This window comes from Methylomonas sp. MED-D (assembly GCF_050276835.1).
GTDB classification, from domain to species: domain Bacteria; phylum Pseudomonadota; class Gammaproteobacteria; order Methylococcales; family Methylomonadaceae; genus Methylomonas; species Methylomonas koyamae_A.
This window is the reverse complement of sequence record NZ_CP189965.1, coordinates 4,088,131-4,103,146: the sequence shown is the minus strand read 5'-3', so window position 1 is coordinate 4,103,146 and position 15,016 is coordinate 4,088,131. Positions and strand designations below refer to the sequence as shown.

14 protein-coding genes and 1 pseudogene are annotated in these 15,016 nt (G+C 51.2%); all 15 read left to right on the top strand.

The window, feature by feature from the left end; all coding sequences use genetic code 11:
* Positions 1-28 precede the first annotated feature (28 nt).
* The 15 genes and pseudogenes from ACQE3E_RS18520 (at position 29) to ACQE3E_RS18450 (ending at position 14,937) form a co-directional block, all read left to right on the top strand.
* On the top strand, positions 29-856 hold the full coding sequence (locus ACQE3E_RS18520; protein WP_427500936.1) for a hypothetical protein: 828 nt from the start codon (positions 29-31) through the stop codon (positions 854-856).
* Positions 840-1,661, top strand: coding sequence for a sulfotransferase domain-containing protein (locus tag ACQE3E_RS18515; protein WP_427500935.1), 822 nt, complete (start codon positions 840-842; stop codon positions 1,659-1,661). The genes ACQE3E_RS18520 and ACQE3E_RS18515 overlap by 17 nt, the downstream gene beginning before the upstream one ends.
* The gene (locus ACQE3E_RS18510; protein WP_427500934.1) at positions 1,658-3,280 is read left to right on the top strand and encodes a hypothetical protein; all 1,623 of its coding nucleotides are present in this window, start codon (positions 1,658-1,660) and stop codon (positions 3,278-3,280) included. Before ACQE3E_RS18515 ends, ACQE3E_RS18510 begins: the two co-directional genes overlap by 4 nt.
* Positions 3,281-3,324: 44 nt before the next feature.
* Positions 3,325-4,026, top strand: coding sequence for a cytidylyltransferase domain-containing protein (locus ACQE3E_RS18505; RefSeq protein ID WP_427500933.1), 702 nt, complete (start codon positions 3,325-3,327; stop codon positions 4,024-4,026).
* Positions 4,023-5,003 carry an NAD-dependent 4,6-dehydratase LegB gene (locus ACQE3E_RS18500; RefSeq protein WP_427500932.1) on the top strand — a complete coding sequence of 327 codons (981 nt, stop codon included), beginning with the start codon at positions 4,023-4,025 and terminating at the stop codon, positions 5,001-5,003. The genes ACQE3E_RS18505 and ACQE3E_RS18500 overlap by 4 nt, the downstream gene beginning before the upstream one ends.
* Positions 4,996-6,135: a LegC family aminotransferase gene (locus ACQE3E_RS18495; RefSeq protein WP_427500931.1), complete on the top strand. Its 1,140-nt coding sequence runs from the start codon at positions 4,996-4,998 to the stop codon at positions 6,133-6,135. Before ACQE3E_RS18500 ends, ACQE3E_RS18495 begins: the two co-directional genes overlap by 8 nt.
* On the top strand, positions 6,135-7,301 hold the full coding sequence (gene neuC, locus ACQE3E_RS18490) for a UDP-N-acetylglucosamine 2-epimerase (protein WP_427500930.1): 1,167 nt from the start codon (positions 6,135-6,137) through the stop codon (positions 7,299-7,301). Before ACQE3E_RS18495 ends, neuC begins: the two co-directional genes overlap by 1 nt.
* An 82-nt stretch (positions 7,302-7,383) precedes the next feature.
* Positions 7,384-7,734 (top strand): IS66 family insertion sequence element accessory protein TnpA, encoded by a 351-nt coding sequence (gene tnpA, locus ACQE3E_RS18485; protein WP_313730781.1) that lies wholly within the window; start codon positions 7,384-7,386, stop codon positions 7,732-7,734.
* Positions 7,735-7,900: 166 nt separating this feature from the next.
* A complete protein-coding gene (tnpB, locus tag ACQE3E_RS18480; protein ID WP_427500929.1) occupies positions 7,901-8,089 on the top strand; it encodes an IS66 family insertion sequence element accessory protein TnpB in 189 nt (62 codons plus the stop codon).
* Positions 8,090-8,147: 58 nt separating this feature from the next.
* Positions 8,148-9,757 (top strand): annotated as a pseudogene (tnpC, locus tag ACQE3E_RS18475) (IS66 family transposase).
* The gene (locus ACQE3E_RS18470; protein ID WP_313730785.1) at positions 9,754-10,179 is read left to right on the top strand and encodes a hypothetical protein; all 426 of its coding nucleotides are present in this window, start codon (positions 9,754-9,756) and stop codon (positions 10,177-10,179) included. The pseudogene tnpC and the gene ACQE3E_RS18470 overlap by 4 nt, the downstream one beginning before the upstream one ends.
* Before the next feature lie 257 nt (positions 10,180-10,436).
* Positions 10,437-11,054, top strand: coding sequence for a hypothetical protein (locus tag ACQE3E_RS18465; protein WP_313730786.1), 618 nt, complete (start codon positions 10,437-10,439; stop codon positions 11,052-11,054).
* Between the two features lie 405 nt (positions 11,055-11,459).
* On the top strand, positions 11,460-12,596 hold the full coding sequence (locus tag ACQE3E_RS18460; protein WP_313730787.1) for a hypothetical protein: 1,137 nt from the start codon (positions 11,460-11,462) through the stop codon (positions 12,594-12,596).
* A gap of 877 nt (positions 12,597-13,473) precedes the next feature.
* Positions 13,474-13,905, top strand: a complete 432-nt coding sequence (locus ACQE3E_RS18455) for a hypothetical protein (protein WP_313730788.1) — start codon at positions 13,474-13,476, stop codon at positions 13,903-13,905.
* A 33-nt stretch (positions 13,906-13,938) separates the two neighbouring features.
* Positions 13,939-14,937, top strand: a complete 999-nt coding sequence (locus ACQE3E_RS18450) for an IS5 family transposase (RefSeq protein ID WP_427500928.1) — start codon at positions 13,939-13,941, stop codon at positions 14,935-14,937.
* The last annotated feature ends 79 nt before the right edge of the window (positions 14,938-15,016 follow it).

Genomic DNA, 15,016 nt, shown 5'->3' with positions numbered 1-15,016 from the left:
TTACCTTACCCTAGTTCCGGGATCGCCATTGTTCCAAATTAACGAATCCAGTCATGTGTTTTATGTGCTAGCTTGGGGATATGCCGGCGACCATTGGTTTAGTTGGTTTGCCAAGGCTTTAAACGCACATCCGGAAATATTCGCGCTGATGGCCCACGAAGGCTCGCGACCGAAATATTTAGCCGAGCGTAGCCGATCCGAACGTCCGCCGCTGGACGCCTTCACGGCATTTTTGGAAGATATGGGTACCACCTATCAAGCGATCGGGGATTGTTGGTCGTATCGGCCTTGGCATTTTCGCGAGGTGATCGACCAATATATCGATAAAGTTCCGTTGCTGTTTTTGGCTCGCCATCCCTACGTCTGGCTGGAGTTTTACGTGAGTTGGCGGGCCGGCAACATGCGCATGCCGGACGGCAGTTTCGGACCGATAGAACACGAATGGTCGATAGCCCAACACGATTATTTCAAGGCGTTGGGGCTTAAAGCTTATCGAAAAGACGATGTCGAAATATGGTCGGCCTATCAGGGTATGTATCAATTAAATCGCCACCGGGTCGATATCGATACCCGCATCCGCCGGGTTGCCTTGGAAAGTTTGGTGACATCGCCGCAACGTTTCGCGGAGATTGTGGCGTATTTAACCAAGAATCGCGTCGAGTTTTCCGACGCCTTATTAGCCTATATTTATCGCTGGGTTTACCGGCCGTTTCGCGGCGAGGCGCGGGTGTCGGCCAAGCCGGATAGTCTGTATCGGGCTTGGCCGGACTGGAAAAAATTAGCGTTCGAGCGGATTGTCGAACCGCAAACCCTGGCGTTTTACAGTGATATAGGCGGGTATGAATACTTTAACTAAGTCAGATTCGCCTATTGTGGTTGGGACGCCGTTGAAATGCGGCACGTGGATGATACGCCAGATTATATCCGGCATGACCGGGCTACCCTGGTTCGAGCCGGCGCTGGTTAAAGGTATCGATCCGAGCGATCCGGCGAATATTGTATTTAAAACCGACGCCTTTTATTCGTGGCATTTCGTGCCGGTAGCGGAAATTCAGCGAGAACTGATCGAAAACGGTGCGCGCAGTATCTTTGTGGTCAGGAATATCTATGCGATGACCTTATCGATGTACCATCATTTTGCCGATAATATCGACTGGGAAATTGGCCGCAGCGCCAATAAGTCCGACTTCTTCGCGAGTTTGAGCAAGGATGAAGGCATTTCCAGGATTATTTGTCGCAGGCAGTCGGATGGTTTTAACTGGCAGGGTATCGGCGGGCAATTATTTCAAATGCAAAAAATGCTTGAGTTCGCGGCGGCCGGGTCAGCTTTAATATTGACCTTCGAACAATTGGTCGAAGATAAAGCGGTTTGCGTGCGGCGATGCGCCGAGTTTTTAAGCTTGGAGTTGACCGAGCAACAAATCGAGGCTATTTGTCTGGATTCGGCGTTTTCGACGATGCAAAAAAAAGCCGAAAGCGACGGCGGCGGCTCGCATTTTAGAGCCGGCTTGACCAAGGGGTATTTCGATTCGATTTCCGCGGAGAATAAAGAGCTGATTCAGGAACAACTAGACCGCTCCGCGCCGGAATTAGCCGGATATGCCGCCAAATTGGGCATTCCGTTTATCACCGACTGGCATAACGGATACGAATGGGCATGAGAAGCGATTTTTTTGAAGAGATATTTTTCTCGTCTTTCGAGAAATTGACTGTCGTTAGCGAAGAGGCTAAGGATGTGCTCGGCGGCTCGTCTATCGAATTATTAAAAGAAGAGGGTATCAATCATCAAGTTATCAAACAGTGTTACGGCCTATTGCCGGAAGAATCCGAGCCTAAAAACCGGCGTTGGTTAATCGATGGGGTTTCCGGACTCAGTATTGCATTATTGCAGGCGTTGAAACCGCTGCATCAGAATCTGGGTGTGTTGAGTGCGTCCCATCGGTCCAATACCTTCATGGGCACCCCGGTGGTGCGCGAGATCGGCGACGGCGATATATTGGTAAACGACGTATTTTCCGGCGAACGGCTGGGCCAGCAATATAAGACCTTGCTTAAACAGCACCGCCGGAAATTGGAAGAAGCGTTGGAGCAGGCAACCGGTCACGATGGCTCGGTCATCGTTTTCGCGGCGAAAAAGGTTTATTTCAATCAATTGCGGCTGAGCAAGGTATTGCGCGACTGCGGCTATAAAACCGTGGCATTGGTATTCGACCAAAATATGGTTAAACATCAAGCCGGTTTCTTCGACGATATTATTTATACCGATTTTATCAGTTTTTTAATGCTGTTAAACTCGGTCGATAGAAAACTATTGCTGCATACTCAGGGCTGGCTGTTTCGATATCATATTCCGGTGTTGATCGATACGTATAAGCCCAAGCATTGTCGGCAGATTATCGAGATTATGGACAGCCAATCGTTTTACCTGCCGGAGGCCACCGTATCGAAAATTCCCGATACGATGAAAATGGCCTGGGGCGAAAATGTCATCGAAAACCATCAATTGCAACTGGCCTGCGAGAATTATATTGTTCACCATGCCGATGGCGTGATTTTTAATGGCGACGACGAATATCGGCAGCCCTTGGTCAAGCGCGATTCGCCGCATTTACGGAACAAGCATTTGGCGTTCCCGGCCTTACCGGTCAAGGATTTCTTCCACGCCTCGAATATTGTTAATCAAGAAAAAAGGCTAGTGTTTGTTGGGGGGGTGCCACCGTTTTCAGCGAATAGGCCGCATGAATTATTTGGGGACTCGCAGTTGCTGGGACTGGTGATGAAGTTAATCGCCAGGGGATGTTATCTGGATATTTACAATAATCCGTTGATCGCCGCCGAGGAGGAGTACGCCAAGTTATATCCCGATTTTATCGAGTTAGCCAAGCGCCACCGCAATTTCAATTTTTTTATCGGCGATATGCCGCAACATATCAATCAAAAAATCGCCCATTACGATTTCGGTTTAATGGTTTACGATTTTGGCGGTATTTATACCGGCGATTTGCATTTCAAACATTTGATTCCGACCAAGTTGTTTAATTATTTGGAAGCCGGATTACCGGTTTTGGTAAGCGATCGCTTTAGCGCGGTTTGCAGTATCGTTAAGGAATACCGGATTGGCGTGATTATTAATCAACGCGAAATCGAGTTTTTGCCTGAGATTATCGAGATGTTGGATGTGGCCGAGCTGAAGCGGAATGTCGTGGCGGCCCGCGAGGAATTGCAAATGCATAACAATATTCATCGATTGACCGGCTTTTACGAACAAGTGATGGCCTGAATGGCGGTTTTTTTAATTTTGCGGGTTCGCGGGTTGCCGGGCTAATGTCGATCGCCACGCTGATCGTCGTACCGGCCCGCGCCGGTTCCAAGGGTTTGCCGGATAAAAACATCCGGCGGCTGGGCGACAAGCCGCTGTTGGCCTGGACCGCTCGGGCCATCGCCGAGGCGGACTTGCCCGATTGCTTGAGTATTCTATCGACCGATTCCGAGCAGTATGCCGAGATTGGCCGGCAATACGGTTTACCGGTGCCGTTTATCCGGCCGGCGGCCTGCGCGACCGATAGCGCGTCGGCGTTGCAAGTCGCGCAACATGCGTTGGGATGGTTTCGCGATCAATACGGCTATTTGCCGGAGCGCCTGATGTGGCTGCAACCGACTTCGCCGTTTCGTTCGCCAGATGCGCTTCGGCAAGCCGCGCGGATGATGGCGGAGCCGGATGTCGATGCGGTCGTGGGTTGCAAGGAAATCCATCGCGACCCGACCACGCTGTTTCGCGCCGACGACGGCTATCTGGTGCCGTTGGACAGTCGGCAACCGACTCAGACCAGCCGGCAACAAAGTCGTCCATTGCTAACCCCGAACGGGGCGATGTATCTATGCCCCAGCGAATATTTGCTGGCACGGCTATCCTTTTATCCGCCCAACACCCGGCCGTTAATCATGAACGCGGTGCAAAGCCTGGACATCGATACCGAGGAAGACTGGGCCATCGCCGAGGCGTTTATTAAACAAGGTTTGGTATGAACAAAGTGCTAGTGACCGGCGCCGACGGCTTCATCGGCTCGCATTTGACCGAAATGCTGGCGGCGCGCGGCTGCGAGGTGCGGGCGCTGGCCCAGTACAATTCCTTTAACAGTTGGGGCTGGCTCGACGACGCGGCGTGCAAGAACGACATCGAAGTGGTGTGCGGCGACGTGCGCGATCCGGCGTTCTGCCGGGCCATTTGCCGGGACATCGACACGGTGTTTCATTTGGCCGCGTTGATCGCGATCCCGTATTCCTACCAGGCACCGGACAGCTATGTCGATACCAATATTCGCGGCACCTTGAACATCTGCCAGGCCGCCCGCGATGCCGGCGTACGCCGGGTGATCCATACCTCGACCAGCGAGGTTTACGGCACCGCGCGATACGTGCCCATCGACGAAAAACATCCCTTGCAACCACAATCGCCGTACAGCGCTTCCAAGATTGCCGCCGACGCGATGGCGATGAGCTTTTTCAACGCCTTCAATCTGCCGCTGACCATCGCCCGGCCGTTCAATACTTACGGTCCCCGCCAATCGGCCAGGGCGGTGATTCCGACCATCATCACCCAAATCGCCGCCGGCAAAAAGCAAATCCAGCTGGGCGACGTTTCGCCGACTCGCGATTTCAATTATGTCGAAGACACCTGCCGGGGATTTATCGCGCTGGCCGAATCCGACATGGTGATAGGCGAGACGGTCAATATCGGCTCGAATTTCGAAATCTCGGTCGGCGATACCTTGGCGCTAATCAAATCCATCATGGCCAGCGACGTCGAATTTTTAGTGGACGAACAGCGTTTGCGGCCGGAAAAGTCGGAAGTCAATCGGCTGTGGTGCGACAACGCCAAGCTTAAGGCCTTGACCGGCTTCGCGCCGCAAGTCGGTTTGGAGGAAGGCTTGCGCCGGACCGTGGCTTGGTTTAGTCGCGCCGAAAACCTGAGCAAGTACAAAACGGATATTTACAATGTTTGAAAGTTTGGTCGGTTTCGTGCGGGAGATTTACCAAACCGACGCCTTCATCCCGCTGCACGAGCCGCGTTTCGGCGGCAACGAAAAGCGCTATTTGAACGACGTGATCGACAGCACCTTCGTGTCCAGCGTTGGGCCGTTTGTCGGGGAATTCGAGCGTAAGATTGCCGAATTCAGCGGCGCCAGGCACGCGGTCGCCACCGTCAACGGTACCGCCGCACTGCACATAGCCTTGCTGTTGGCCGGCGTCCGGCCGGGCGACGAAGTGGTCACCCAGGCCGCGACCTTTGTCGCCACCTGCAACGCGATCGCCTATTGCGGCGCCGAGCCGGTGTTCATCGATATCGAAGCCGCGACCTTGGGCTTGGCGCCGGCCGCGCTGGCCGAGTTTCTGGAACGAGGCTGCGAGCGGCGGGCCGGCGTTGTTTACAACAAAACCAGCGGCCGGCGCATCGCCGCCTGCCTGCCGATGCATAGCTTCGGCCATCCTTGCGACATGGCCGGTTTGCTGAAGGTCTGCGACGGTTACGGAATTCCCGTGGTGGAAGACGCGGCGGAGGCCTTGGGCAGCCGCATCGGTGAACGCCATTGCGGCACCTTCGGCCGGCTCGGCGTGCTTAGCTTTAACGGCAATAAAATCATCACCACCGGCGGCGGCGGCATGATTTTGACCGACGACGACGATCTGGCCCGGCAGGCCAAGCATCTGACCACGACCGCCAAACTGGCGCACGCCTGGAAATTCGAGCACGATCAAATCGGGTACAACTATCGGATGCCGAATCTGAATGCCGCGCTGGGTCTGGCGCAACTGGAACAATTGCCGGCCTTCGTCGAAAGCAAGCGGGCGCTGGCCGCGCGTTATCTGGATTGGGCGCGCGCCAACGGCGCCGAGATTGTCCAAGAGCCGGCCGGCGCCCGCTCCAATTACTGGCTCAACGCGCTGTTGCTGGACGATGCCGCGCAACGCGACGCGTTTCTGGAATACAGCAACGCCCACGGCGTGATGACCCGGCCGTTGTGGACCTTGATGCCCGACTTGCCGATGTACCGGCATTGCCAAACCGACGGTTTGAGCCAATCGCGGCGCCTGGCGGAACGCTTGGTCAATCTGCCCAGCAGCGTGGCGATCTGATGGCCGCGCGTAAAATTTGCGTCGTCACCGGCTCGCGGGCCGAATACGGCTTGCTGTATTGGCTGCTCAACGAAATCCAGACCGACCCGGATTTGACATTGCAATTGGTCGCGACCGGCATGCATCTGTCGCCGGAATTCGGTTTGACCTGGCGGCAAATCGAGGCCGACGGTTTTAGCATCGCCCGCAAGGTGGAAATGTTGCTGTCGTCGGACACGCCAACCGGCATCAGCAAGGCGATGGGTCTGGGCTTGATTGGCTTTGCCGATGCGTTCGGCGAGCTGAACCCGGACATCGTGGTCGTGCTCGGCGATCGCTTCGAGATTTTCGCCGCCGCGCAGGCCGCGATGAACCTGCGGATTCCGATCGCTCATATTCACGGCGGCGAACTCAGCGAGGGCGCGGTTGACGACGCGATCCGCCACGCCTTGACCAAGCTGTCGCACCTGCATTTCACCGCCGCCGAAGTCTACCGGCAACGGGTGATTCAACTCGGCGAACAGCCGCAGCGGGTGTTTAACGTCGGCGCGCCGGGTTTGGACAATATCGCTCGGCTGCCCTTGTTGGATCGCGCCGGGCTAGAACAAGCCATCGACTTCAAATTAGCAGAACGTAACCTGTTGGCGACTTTCCATCCGGCGACCTTGGAAGCCGAAACCGCCGCCGAACAATTTCAGCAGTTGCTGCAAGCCTTGGACGCGTTTCCGGAGGTTCGCGTCATTTTCACCTACAGCAACGCCGACGCCGGCGGCCGGGTCATCGCCGGGTTGATCGAAGACTATCTGGCGCGCTGGCCGGAGCGGGTCGCGGCCTTTGTCTCGCTCGGTTCGCTACGCTATTTGTCGGCGATGCGCCACGTCGACGCGGTGGTCGGCAACTCGTCCAGCGGCCTTCTGGAAGCGCCGGCCTTCAAGATTCCGACCGTCGACATCGGCGACCGCCAACGCGGCCGGCTGTGCGCCGCCAGCGTATTGCATTGCCCGCCGCAAGCCGAAGCGATCCAAGCCGCGCTGGAAAAAGTCTGGTCCGGCGAACTGGCCGAAACTCTGGCTAATCTCCATCAACCCTACGGCACCGGCGGCGCGTCGGCCCGGATCAAGGACTTGCTCAAGCGCAGCGATCTTGGCGATTTGCTGAAGAAGCGGTTTTATGATATTGGGGAATAAACGTAAGCGATTGAATAACCACAAATCGAAACCGTAGTGTAAATCCGCGAAACGATCAGGCAATCAAACAAGGAGATTGCCGATGACAGAGTCACCCTTATCCGAAGCCACGCTGACCATCGCGCAGCGACGATGGCTTGAACATTTCAAACAGCAGCACTCAGGCTTGAGCATGGCGGCTTACGCGCGTCAACAGGGTTTGGCGATTAGCACGTTCTACGCGATGAGTCAGCGTTTGTCGGCTTGGGCGGCATCAGGTGCTTGGCCACAGCGACCATTGTTTCAAGCAGTCGCATTGGTTGAAGCAAAACCGCTTGCGTCTGGCCCGCTGACGTTAGCGTTCGATTTGCCGGGCGATTTGCGTTGCCAGGTTGGTGCAGATGTAGCGACGGGCGCGGCGCTGTTACAGACACCGGCTCGGCAAGCCTCATGATGCGGCCTCCGGATGAGCGCCTGTCGGTCTATGTCTGTACTCAGGCGGTGGATTTCCGCAAGGGTATGGCCAGTCTGGCGGTGCTGGTGGAGGCGCAGTTGGGCTTGAATCCGTTTACGAAGAGCTTGTATGTGTTCCGCAACCGCTCGGCGACGGCGGTGACCTGTTGTATTGGGAGCGCAACGGCTTTTGCTTGTGGCAGAAACGCTTGGAGCAGGAACGATTTTGTTGGCCCAAGGGGAATGCTTCCGGTACGCTGGCGTTGACGAAGCAGCAGTTGAATTGGCTATTGGAGGGCTATGACATCAACCGGATGACGCTGCGTAAGACGCTGGATTTCAAGTCGGTGATTTGATGTTTTTCCATTGCGCTTCAATGGCTTATGGGTTTTCCATGCGGTATAATAGGCCCCCATGGAAACCGATCTGAAACTGCCCGACGAGATGGATGCACTACGCCGTTTAGCCGTCGATCTTGCCACGGAACTTGCGCAGTTGAAATCGGATTACAGCACGGTGTTGGGCAAGAGCGCCGTTTTGCAAGAGCAGATCAATCTGCTGCTGCACAAGCGATTGGGTGCCAACAGCGAAAAATACCGCGCCGAGCAAGCCGATCTGTTCAACGAAGCGGAAGCCTATGCCGAGGAAGGCGGCGAAGCCGAAAACGAGGACGCCGATTCCGCGGTAGTGGAAACCCCCGTTGCAACGGCACCTCGCAAACCCGGCCGCAAAGCCTTACCTGCCGAACTGCCCCGCGTCGAGATCGTCCACGACCTGCCCGAAGACCAACGTCTGTGTAGCGAAGGTCACGCCCTGAAGGAAATCGGCGAAGAGATCAGCGAACAACTGGACATCATCCCGGCCAAGGCGCAAGTGTTGCGCCATATTCGCAAGAAGTACGCTTGCCCTTGTTGTCAGGCATACGTCAAAACCGCGCCGTTACCGCCTCAGCCGGTTCCCAAGAGCAACGCCTCGCCCGGCCTCTGGCCTATGTCGCCGCCTTGCCGCTCAATCGGCAGAGCAAGCAGTTTGCCCGGATCGGCGTCGAATTGAACCGCGCCACCTTGGCGACCTGGATGATCCGCAGCGGCGGGTTGATTCAGCCCTTGATCAATTTGTTCGAAGAACATCTGCTGAATTATCCGGCGCTGCAGATGGACGACGACCCACAGGGATGTGGGAAGTGCAGAAAATGCAGGAGCATTTTTCTGCCCCGACCCTGCAGGTCCTCAAAGAGCCCGACCGCGCGGCCGAAAGTCAGTCGTACCTCTGGGTCAGGCGCGGTGGCCCGCCCGGCCAGCCGGTGGTACTGTTCAACTACGCGCCCAGTCGCAGCCAAGCCGTTGCCGACCAACTGCTGCAAGGCTTTTCCGGCACCGTTCAAACCGACGGTTACACCGCCTATGCGGCCGTGTGAGCCAAAAATGGTTTGCGCCACGCCGGCTGCTGGGCGCATGCCCGGCGCTACTTCGATGAAGCGCTGAAAGCCACCGGCAAAGGTCAACCCAAAGCCGGCAAGGCCAGTAAAGCCTTAGGCTTCATCCAAAAGCTTTATCGTATCGAGACACAGATCAAGCATCTGCCAGCGGCGGATAAATACCGCATCCGCCAGGAACAGGCTGTGCCGTTATTAAACGAGATCAAGGTCTGGGCCGATGTATCCTTAACTCAAGTCGCCACGACCAGCCTGATCCAAAGCCTTGGCTTATTTGGGCAAGCAATGGGCCTCGCTCACCGTCTACTGTGAAGACGGGCGGCTGGACATCGACAACAACGCCACGGAACGCGCCATTCGTCCTTTCGTGATTGGTCGCAACAACTGAATTTTTTCCGATACCGTGGGCGGCGCCAAGGCCAGCACCAACCTCTACAGCCTGATCGAAACCGCCAAACTCAACGGATTGGAGCCTTATCGCCATCTGCAGCCTATTTTTACGGAACCGCCCAAAGCTAAGACGCTTGCAGACATCGAGAAACTGCTGCCTTGGGCTGTCGATCCGGCCTATATTAACGGATTGAAGTGAGCGGGGTAGATGGGGTTTATGGATCGCTTACGATCGCCGGTGCCGACAACCCGCTGTCCGCGCCGATCTACCTGGTCAAACTCGACACCGTCAACGCCAAAACCGTCGGCGACCAAGACGTCACGTTGACCCTGCCCAACGTCGACGGCCACAAACCCGGCGCGCAAGTGGAAATGTACTCCTACGACCACGACCTGGAAGAATTCGTAGCGATTGGGTTAGGGACGGTCAGCATCATTAAATCCAATGACGGCGTGGGAGTGATTAAGGCGGGCTGGCATTGTGGGTCTCAGCCGGGAGGGGGGCGGTGTACGCTTAATTGTGGGGAATGTCAGAGTTGTGATACTAGTTGCACTTGTTACTGGGATAACAGCAAAACGCCGACGACTCTGACGAATATCCCTCGGGATGTGGACGGATAGTTCACTTTGCACGGTTTGTTAGCAAGCCAAAGGCCGGCGGCAAATTCCAATCATAGTGGTGGTACAGCTTTTGATGCGCGCGTGACTTTGCCTGCCGATCAAAATGTTGATGCGATTGCATGAACAGTTAATTTAACTGGGTTTGATCCTGTGCATGACCGTGTTTCTTTTGGTCTTTGATAGAAGTAAAAGTCACATCTTAAAACGCCGAGATTTTGTTGATAAATATTGTTGACAATGGAAGGTGGTTTTGGTTTATGTGGATTTTAAAATTTATTTTCTGGATAGATAATGTAATGCGCTATTTTTATGTTGTTTTAATATGTTGTTTGTTATTTTCAGGATTTTGTCGTGTTTGTAGCGCTGAGTCTTCCAAAGAGGAAATTGTTAGAAGTAATGTTGATACTCAATGCATTGAATCGGGTGGTATTATTGGTATAGGCGTGGTTAAAGCGTCAAGCTTAAGTTACCGCTACTCTGTGGACAGTAAGTCTAAAGCTCCATTAGTTCGCCTCGTTTTCGGTGATGGATTAAATATGGATATGCCAATTGTTCCTATACAAATGCCTACCATAATAAAAGTGCCACATAAATGGTTGGGTAATATCGTGTATAAAGAAGATGGAAAGCATATGATTGTATATTTCTCAAGTAGTTCTGAAAAATCCGCTGTAAAAGCTGAGGATCTAGTGTTTGAAATTGGTGTTCCGAAAATAAATAAGGATATTAAAATGTTTCGCTATGACGATGGGTCCTTAGTTGTTGCTGTTGATTATTTAAATTTACCCTATTTAGCATATTTTAAAGATGGTTCATGTGTTTGGGGCAAAGCCCATAAAATGGATTTCGATGGCCCGCAGATGGTTAACCCGTAACCCGTAAGGCGAGTACTCCATGGGATGAGCCGCCGAATGTTGGCTTCAACTGTACTCGTCTGTTTCGGGTAAGTAGCTGGCTCCGACATGGCGGAACGCCTGACGACTTCCGCCAGAAATATGAAAATATATTGGGTGTGGTTGGATTAAGATAAAGCCGTACCCCGTAGATGGGTAGAGACTATAGCTGAAATCTATCAGATAAGGCCGAAATCATTTGTTTAACTTAAATACGTGTTTTGGTCAGATGTCGATTTTGACATTGGGTTTCGGTGGGTTTGATGTTCTCGTGATGGGTTTCGCTCCGCTCTACCCATCCTACACGACTGGTTGTATAGGTGGTAAACCTTCGCCAAAAGATAATGATGATAAAGACTTACTGAGTTGCAAATCAAAGTATTAGTCATGAAAATATTTTTCCGATTTCTAGTTTTTATTATTTTTCCACAGTTAGTAAATGCTGAAATTTTAACGGTTTCAAATATTAAAGAGTTTTTCGATTCGAGGAATGATTATATTGTTCGTAATGTTTTTTTTGCTCCAGATAAACAGAAATTATGGATTATGTTAGATGAAAGTGAAAGAAGCAGTTCGAAATTGGTAGGTAAAAAAATATGGAGAGTTAATGTTTCTGGCGCTATTGAGTCAGACTCAGTCTATAGTGAGATTAAGGGCAAGTATCTAAATAATGAAAATCAGGATTTTAGTGTAGAGTCTGCGATTGAAGATGGTCATGGTTTTATTTGTCTAATTAAAGAAAGTTCTGGTTACTTAATTATTCGAGATGGATTTCCTGTTATTAGGCTTGATTCGTTTAAATTATTTCATGCGCCAGTATTTCAGGAGCTGTTAGTCCTGAATAAAGGCTATTTGTTGATTGGAAGTTCCGAGGGTAAAGGTGCGGCGCTGAAAGCAGGCTTGGACGGAGTCATTGAATGGGAGCGTTATTATGAGTCCAATATTGATGTTCATAATGGATTATTTGCAAAAGACGGAAAAGTGGTTTTGCTTGGTTCAGGTTTTAGCTCGCAAGGTAAAGATTCAATCTGGTTTGGTTGGTTGTCATCGGATGGCGAATTAATTAAAAGCAAATTCATTGAAGGACGCAATGCGAGTTTTGAATTAAATCAAACTGGTGATGTTGTAATTACGTATGAGAATTTCAAGTCTGGTTCATTAAACAGAGTTGTCAGTTTGTTCGATTCTAATTTTAAGGAGAAATGGGAGAGCGTTGTCTTTTCGATAAAAGCCAATAAAGTAGCTGATATAGCAGGGGGTGTAAGTTTTTATAATGATCGAATTGTTGTCGTTTATGGATTGCCGGAAAATGGCATGAGGCTTGATATATTAGATGGCAGAGGTCGAAAGTTAATTGAAAAGGACTTTGTAGAGAAAGGAATGATATTTAACCTTTCGACTAAGATTTTTTTATTTAAAAACGAAAATGGTCTTTTTGTCGTTCAAAATAATTCGAAAGCTGTTATTGAAGGAGGTAAATTTACTTTGCATAAAATCATTAGTCTTAGCGATCTACGGCTGTAACTGATCTGGGTATGATGGGTGTATGTAGGATAGTTAACCCGAATATGAGTAGGGGCTATAGCTCGCGTAGGGCGCATTGGCAATAGCGTAATGCGCCGAATGATTAAAAGTCAACATGCGGCGCAATACGGTTTCGCCTCTCGACGCCCTAAGATTACGCCTTGCGGCCTTTTCTAGCAAACGAAATGCTGCCGCACATTGCTCAACTTCAGTAGCAAAAAACTGCGTCCCTTAATAATTTATTTTGGCTGGATTAATGGATATTTTAAATAAACTATTTTGTTTGGACGGTGGCTCAAAAGATCGTATTGACTTGATGTAAAATGCATTTGTTTCTGTCCTGGAAAACTCAACTTGGTATTCATGTCAAGAGATATACGGATTGCCAGGGAATGAGGAGTTAACTCTAATAGCAGGCAACATGGTGCAATACGTAATTACTAGGCCGGATGTATTATACGCAAATGAAGAAACTATTTTTTGTAGCGAAAAATATTCTAGGGTAAATGCTTTTAAGTTGGCAAAGGAGTATTCAAGCGATTTTATTTTCGAGTCCGCATATTCGTCTATAAAAGAAAAGAGTTTATCTTTCCTCTATTCGCATAGAGATAGATTAAGTGCGGCTTGCCTATTTCGTTATAAATTTTGCGTTATCCATGAAGAGTTGTTTCTACTATCGTTTATTTCTCAGTGGGTGAAGTTATCAAACCTAATAAATAAATTATCTGGTAGTGCTGAGTGTCAAGTTGATGCATTGCTTGATGCACTTAAATTTTTGGAATCCTGGTCGGATAGCCAATAATGAATAATAGGGCTAGAGTAACATTGTATTTAACTTTTCTCTGATCCCCGTTGCTGAGTGCCATATGGAATTTAGATGAAGATAAATCACATATTTATATTGTTGTCGCTGTTGTTTACAGATGAGCATTTATTTGCAACGGAGATTAATAAGGATATTTTTTTTATTAGTTCAACACCCACGCCTTTGAGTGAAGGGACGTTTCCAACGCGATTATATTCGTATGATAACAATGAGCAGGCGCTGAATTTGTGCCGTGAAGTCGTATCTAAACAGCTTGGTGCGGAATTTCTGAAAGTTTATTACGATGAAAGATTGATTGTAATTGGCTCGCCTCCTGTTAAGCCGGATACAGTTAACATTCTTGAAATGGATGACCCAATGAAGGAAAAACGTATCAAAACTGGTGTTTTTGACAAGTGTGCGGCATGTTCGGTATTAGAAACTCATTTGGTCAATTTGCCTAAGGAACCTCTGATTAATTCCCCAAAACAGCAAGCGGTATAATATTTCAACGAAATCGCGGTAGAGACGACACCCATGGACCAGCCCCAACAACTCAGTTTTGCCGATGCCGAATACGCTAACAAAGGCAAAGTCACCCGGCGCGAGAAGTTTCTCGACCAGCTCGAGGGCTTATTGCCGTGGTCGCTGATGGTGGCGGTGATCGAGCCGCATTATGCGTCTGGTAAAGGACGCGGGCGCAAGCCGTTTCCCTTGAATGCCATGCTACACGTGCATGTCGCACAGATTGTCTACAACTATTCCGATCCTGGAATGGAAGATGCGCTCTACGAGATTGAATCGCTGCGACGTTTTTGCGGTGTCCGCCTGGAAGGCGTGCCAGATGAAAGTACGATTTTGCAGTTCCGGCACCTATTGGAAGCACACGGGCTCACCGAGCAGATCTTTCAGGCGATCAACCAAACCTTGGGAGAGCGAGGGCTGTTTTTAAAAGCCGGCACCCTCGTCGATGCCAGCCTGATTGCCGCGCCGACCTCGACCAAAAACCAAGACAAAGCGCGCGATCCCGAGATGCATGCCAGCAAGAAAGGCAATCAATGGTTTTTCGGCAGCAAATTCCACATCGGCGTCGATAGCGAAACCGGCTTAGTGCATAGCCTCAAAGTCACCTCGGGCAACGTCAGCGACATAGCAGAAGCCGCCTCTTTGCTACACGGTGAAGAACAGTTCGTCCACGGCGATGCCGGCTATCAAGGTTTGGATAAACGCCCCGAGATGTCCAGCGACAACCCGCCAGACTGCGTGATCGCGATGCGTCCAGGCAAGCTGACCAAGCTCGCGAAAGACGAGAGCGAACAGGCCCAGCGCCTTCGCCAAGCCGCGCGGGAACTGGCCAGTCGCCGCGCCAAGGTCGAACACGTCTTTCGGGACATTAAAATTCGGTTTGGTTATGCCAAGAACCGCTATCGCGGCTTGGCTAAAAACGCCGCCCGTCTGACCTTTTTGACCGCGATTGCCAATGTACTGCGCGGCGATGCGTATGAGCGGCGCAGCCTGATTGCGTCTGGAATTTGAAAATAGGCCCGGAAAAGGGCTTGTTTTCGACAAATAACGACTGTTTTGATGGAAAAAACGGGCGATTATTGAATTTTTT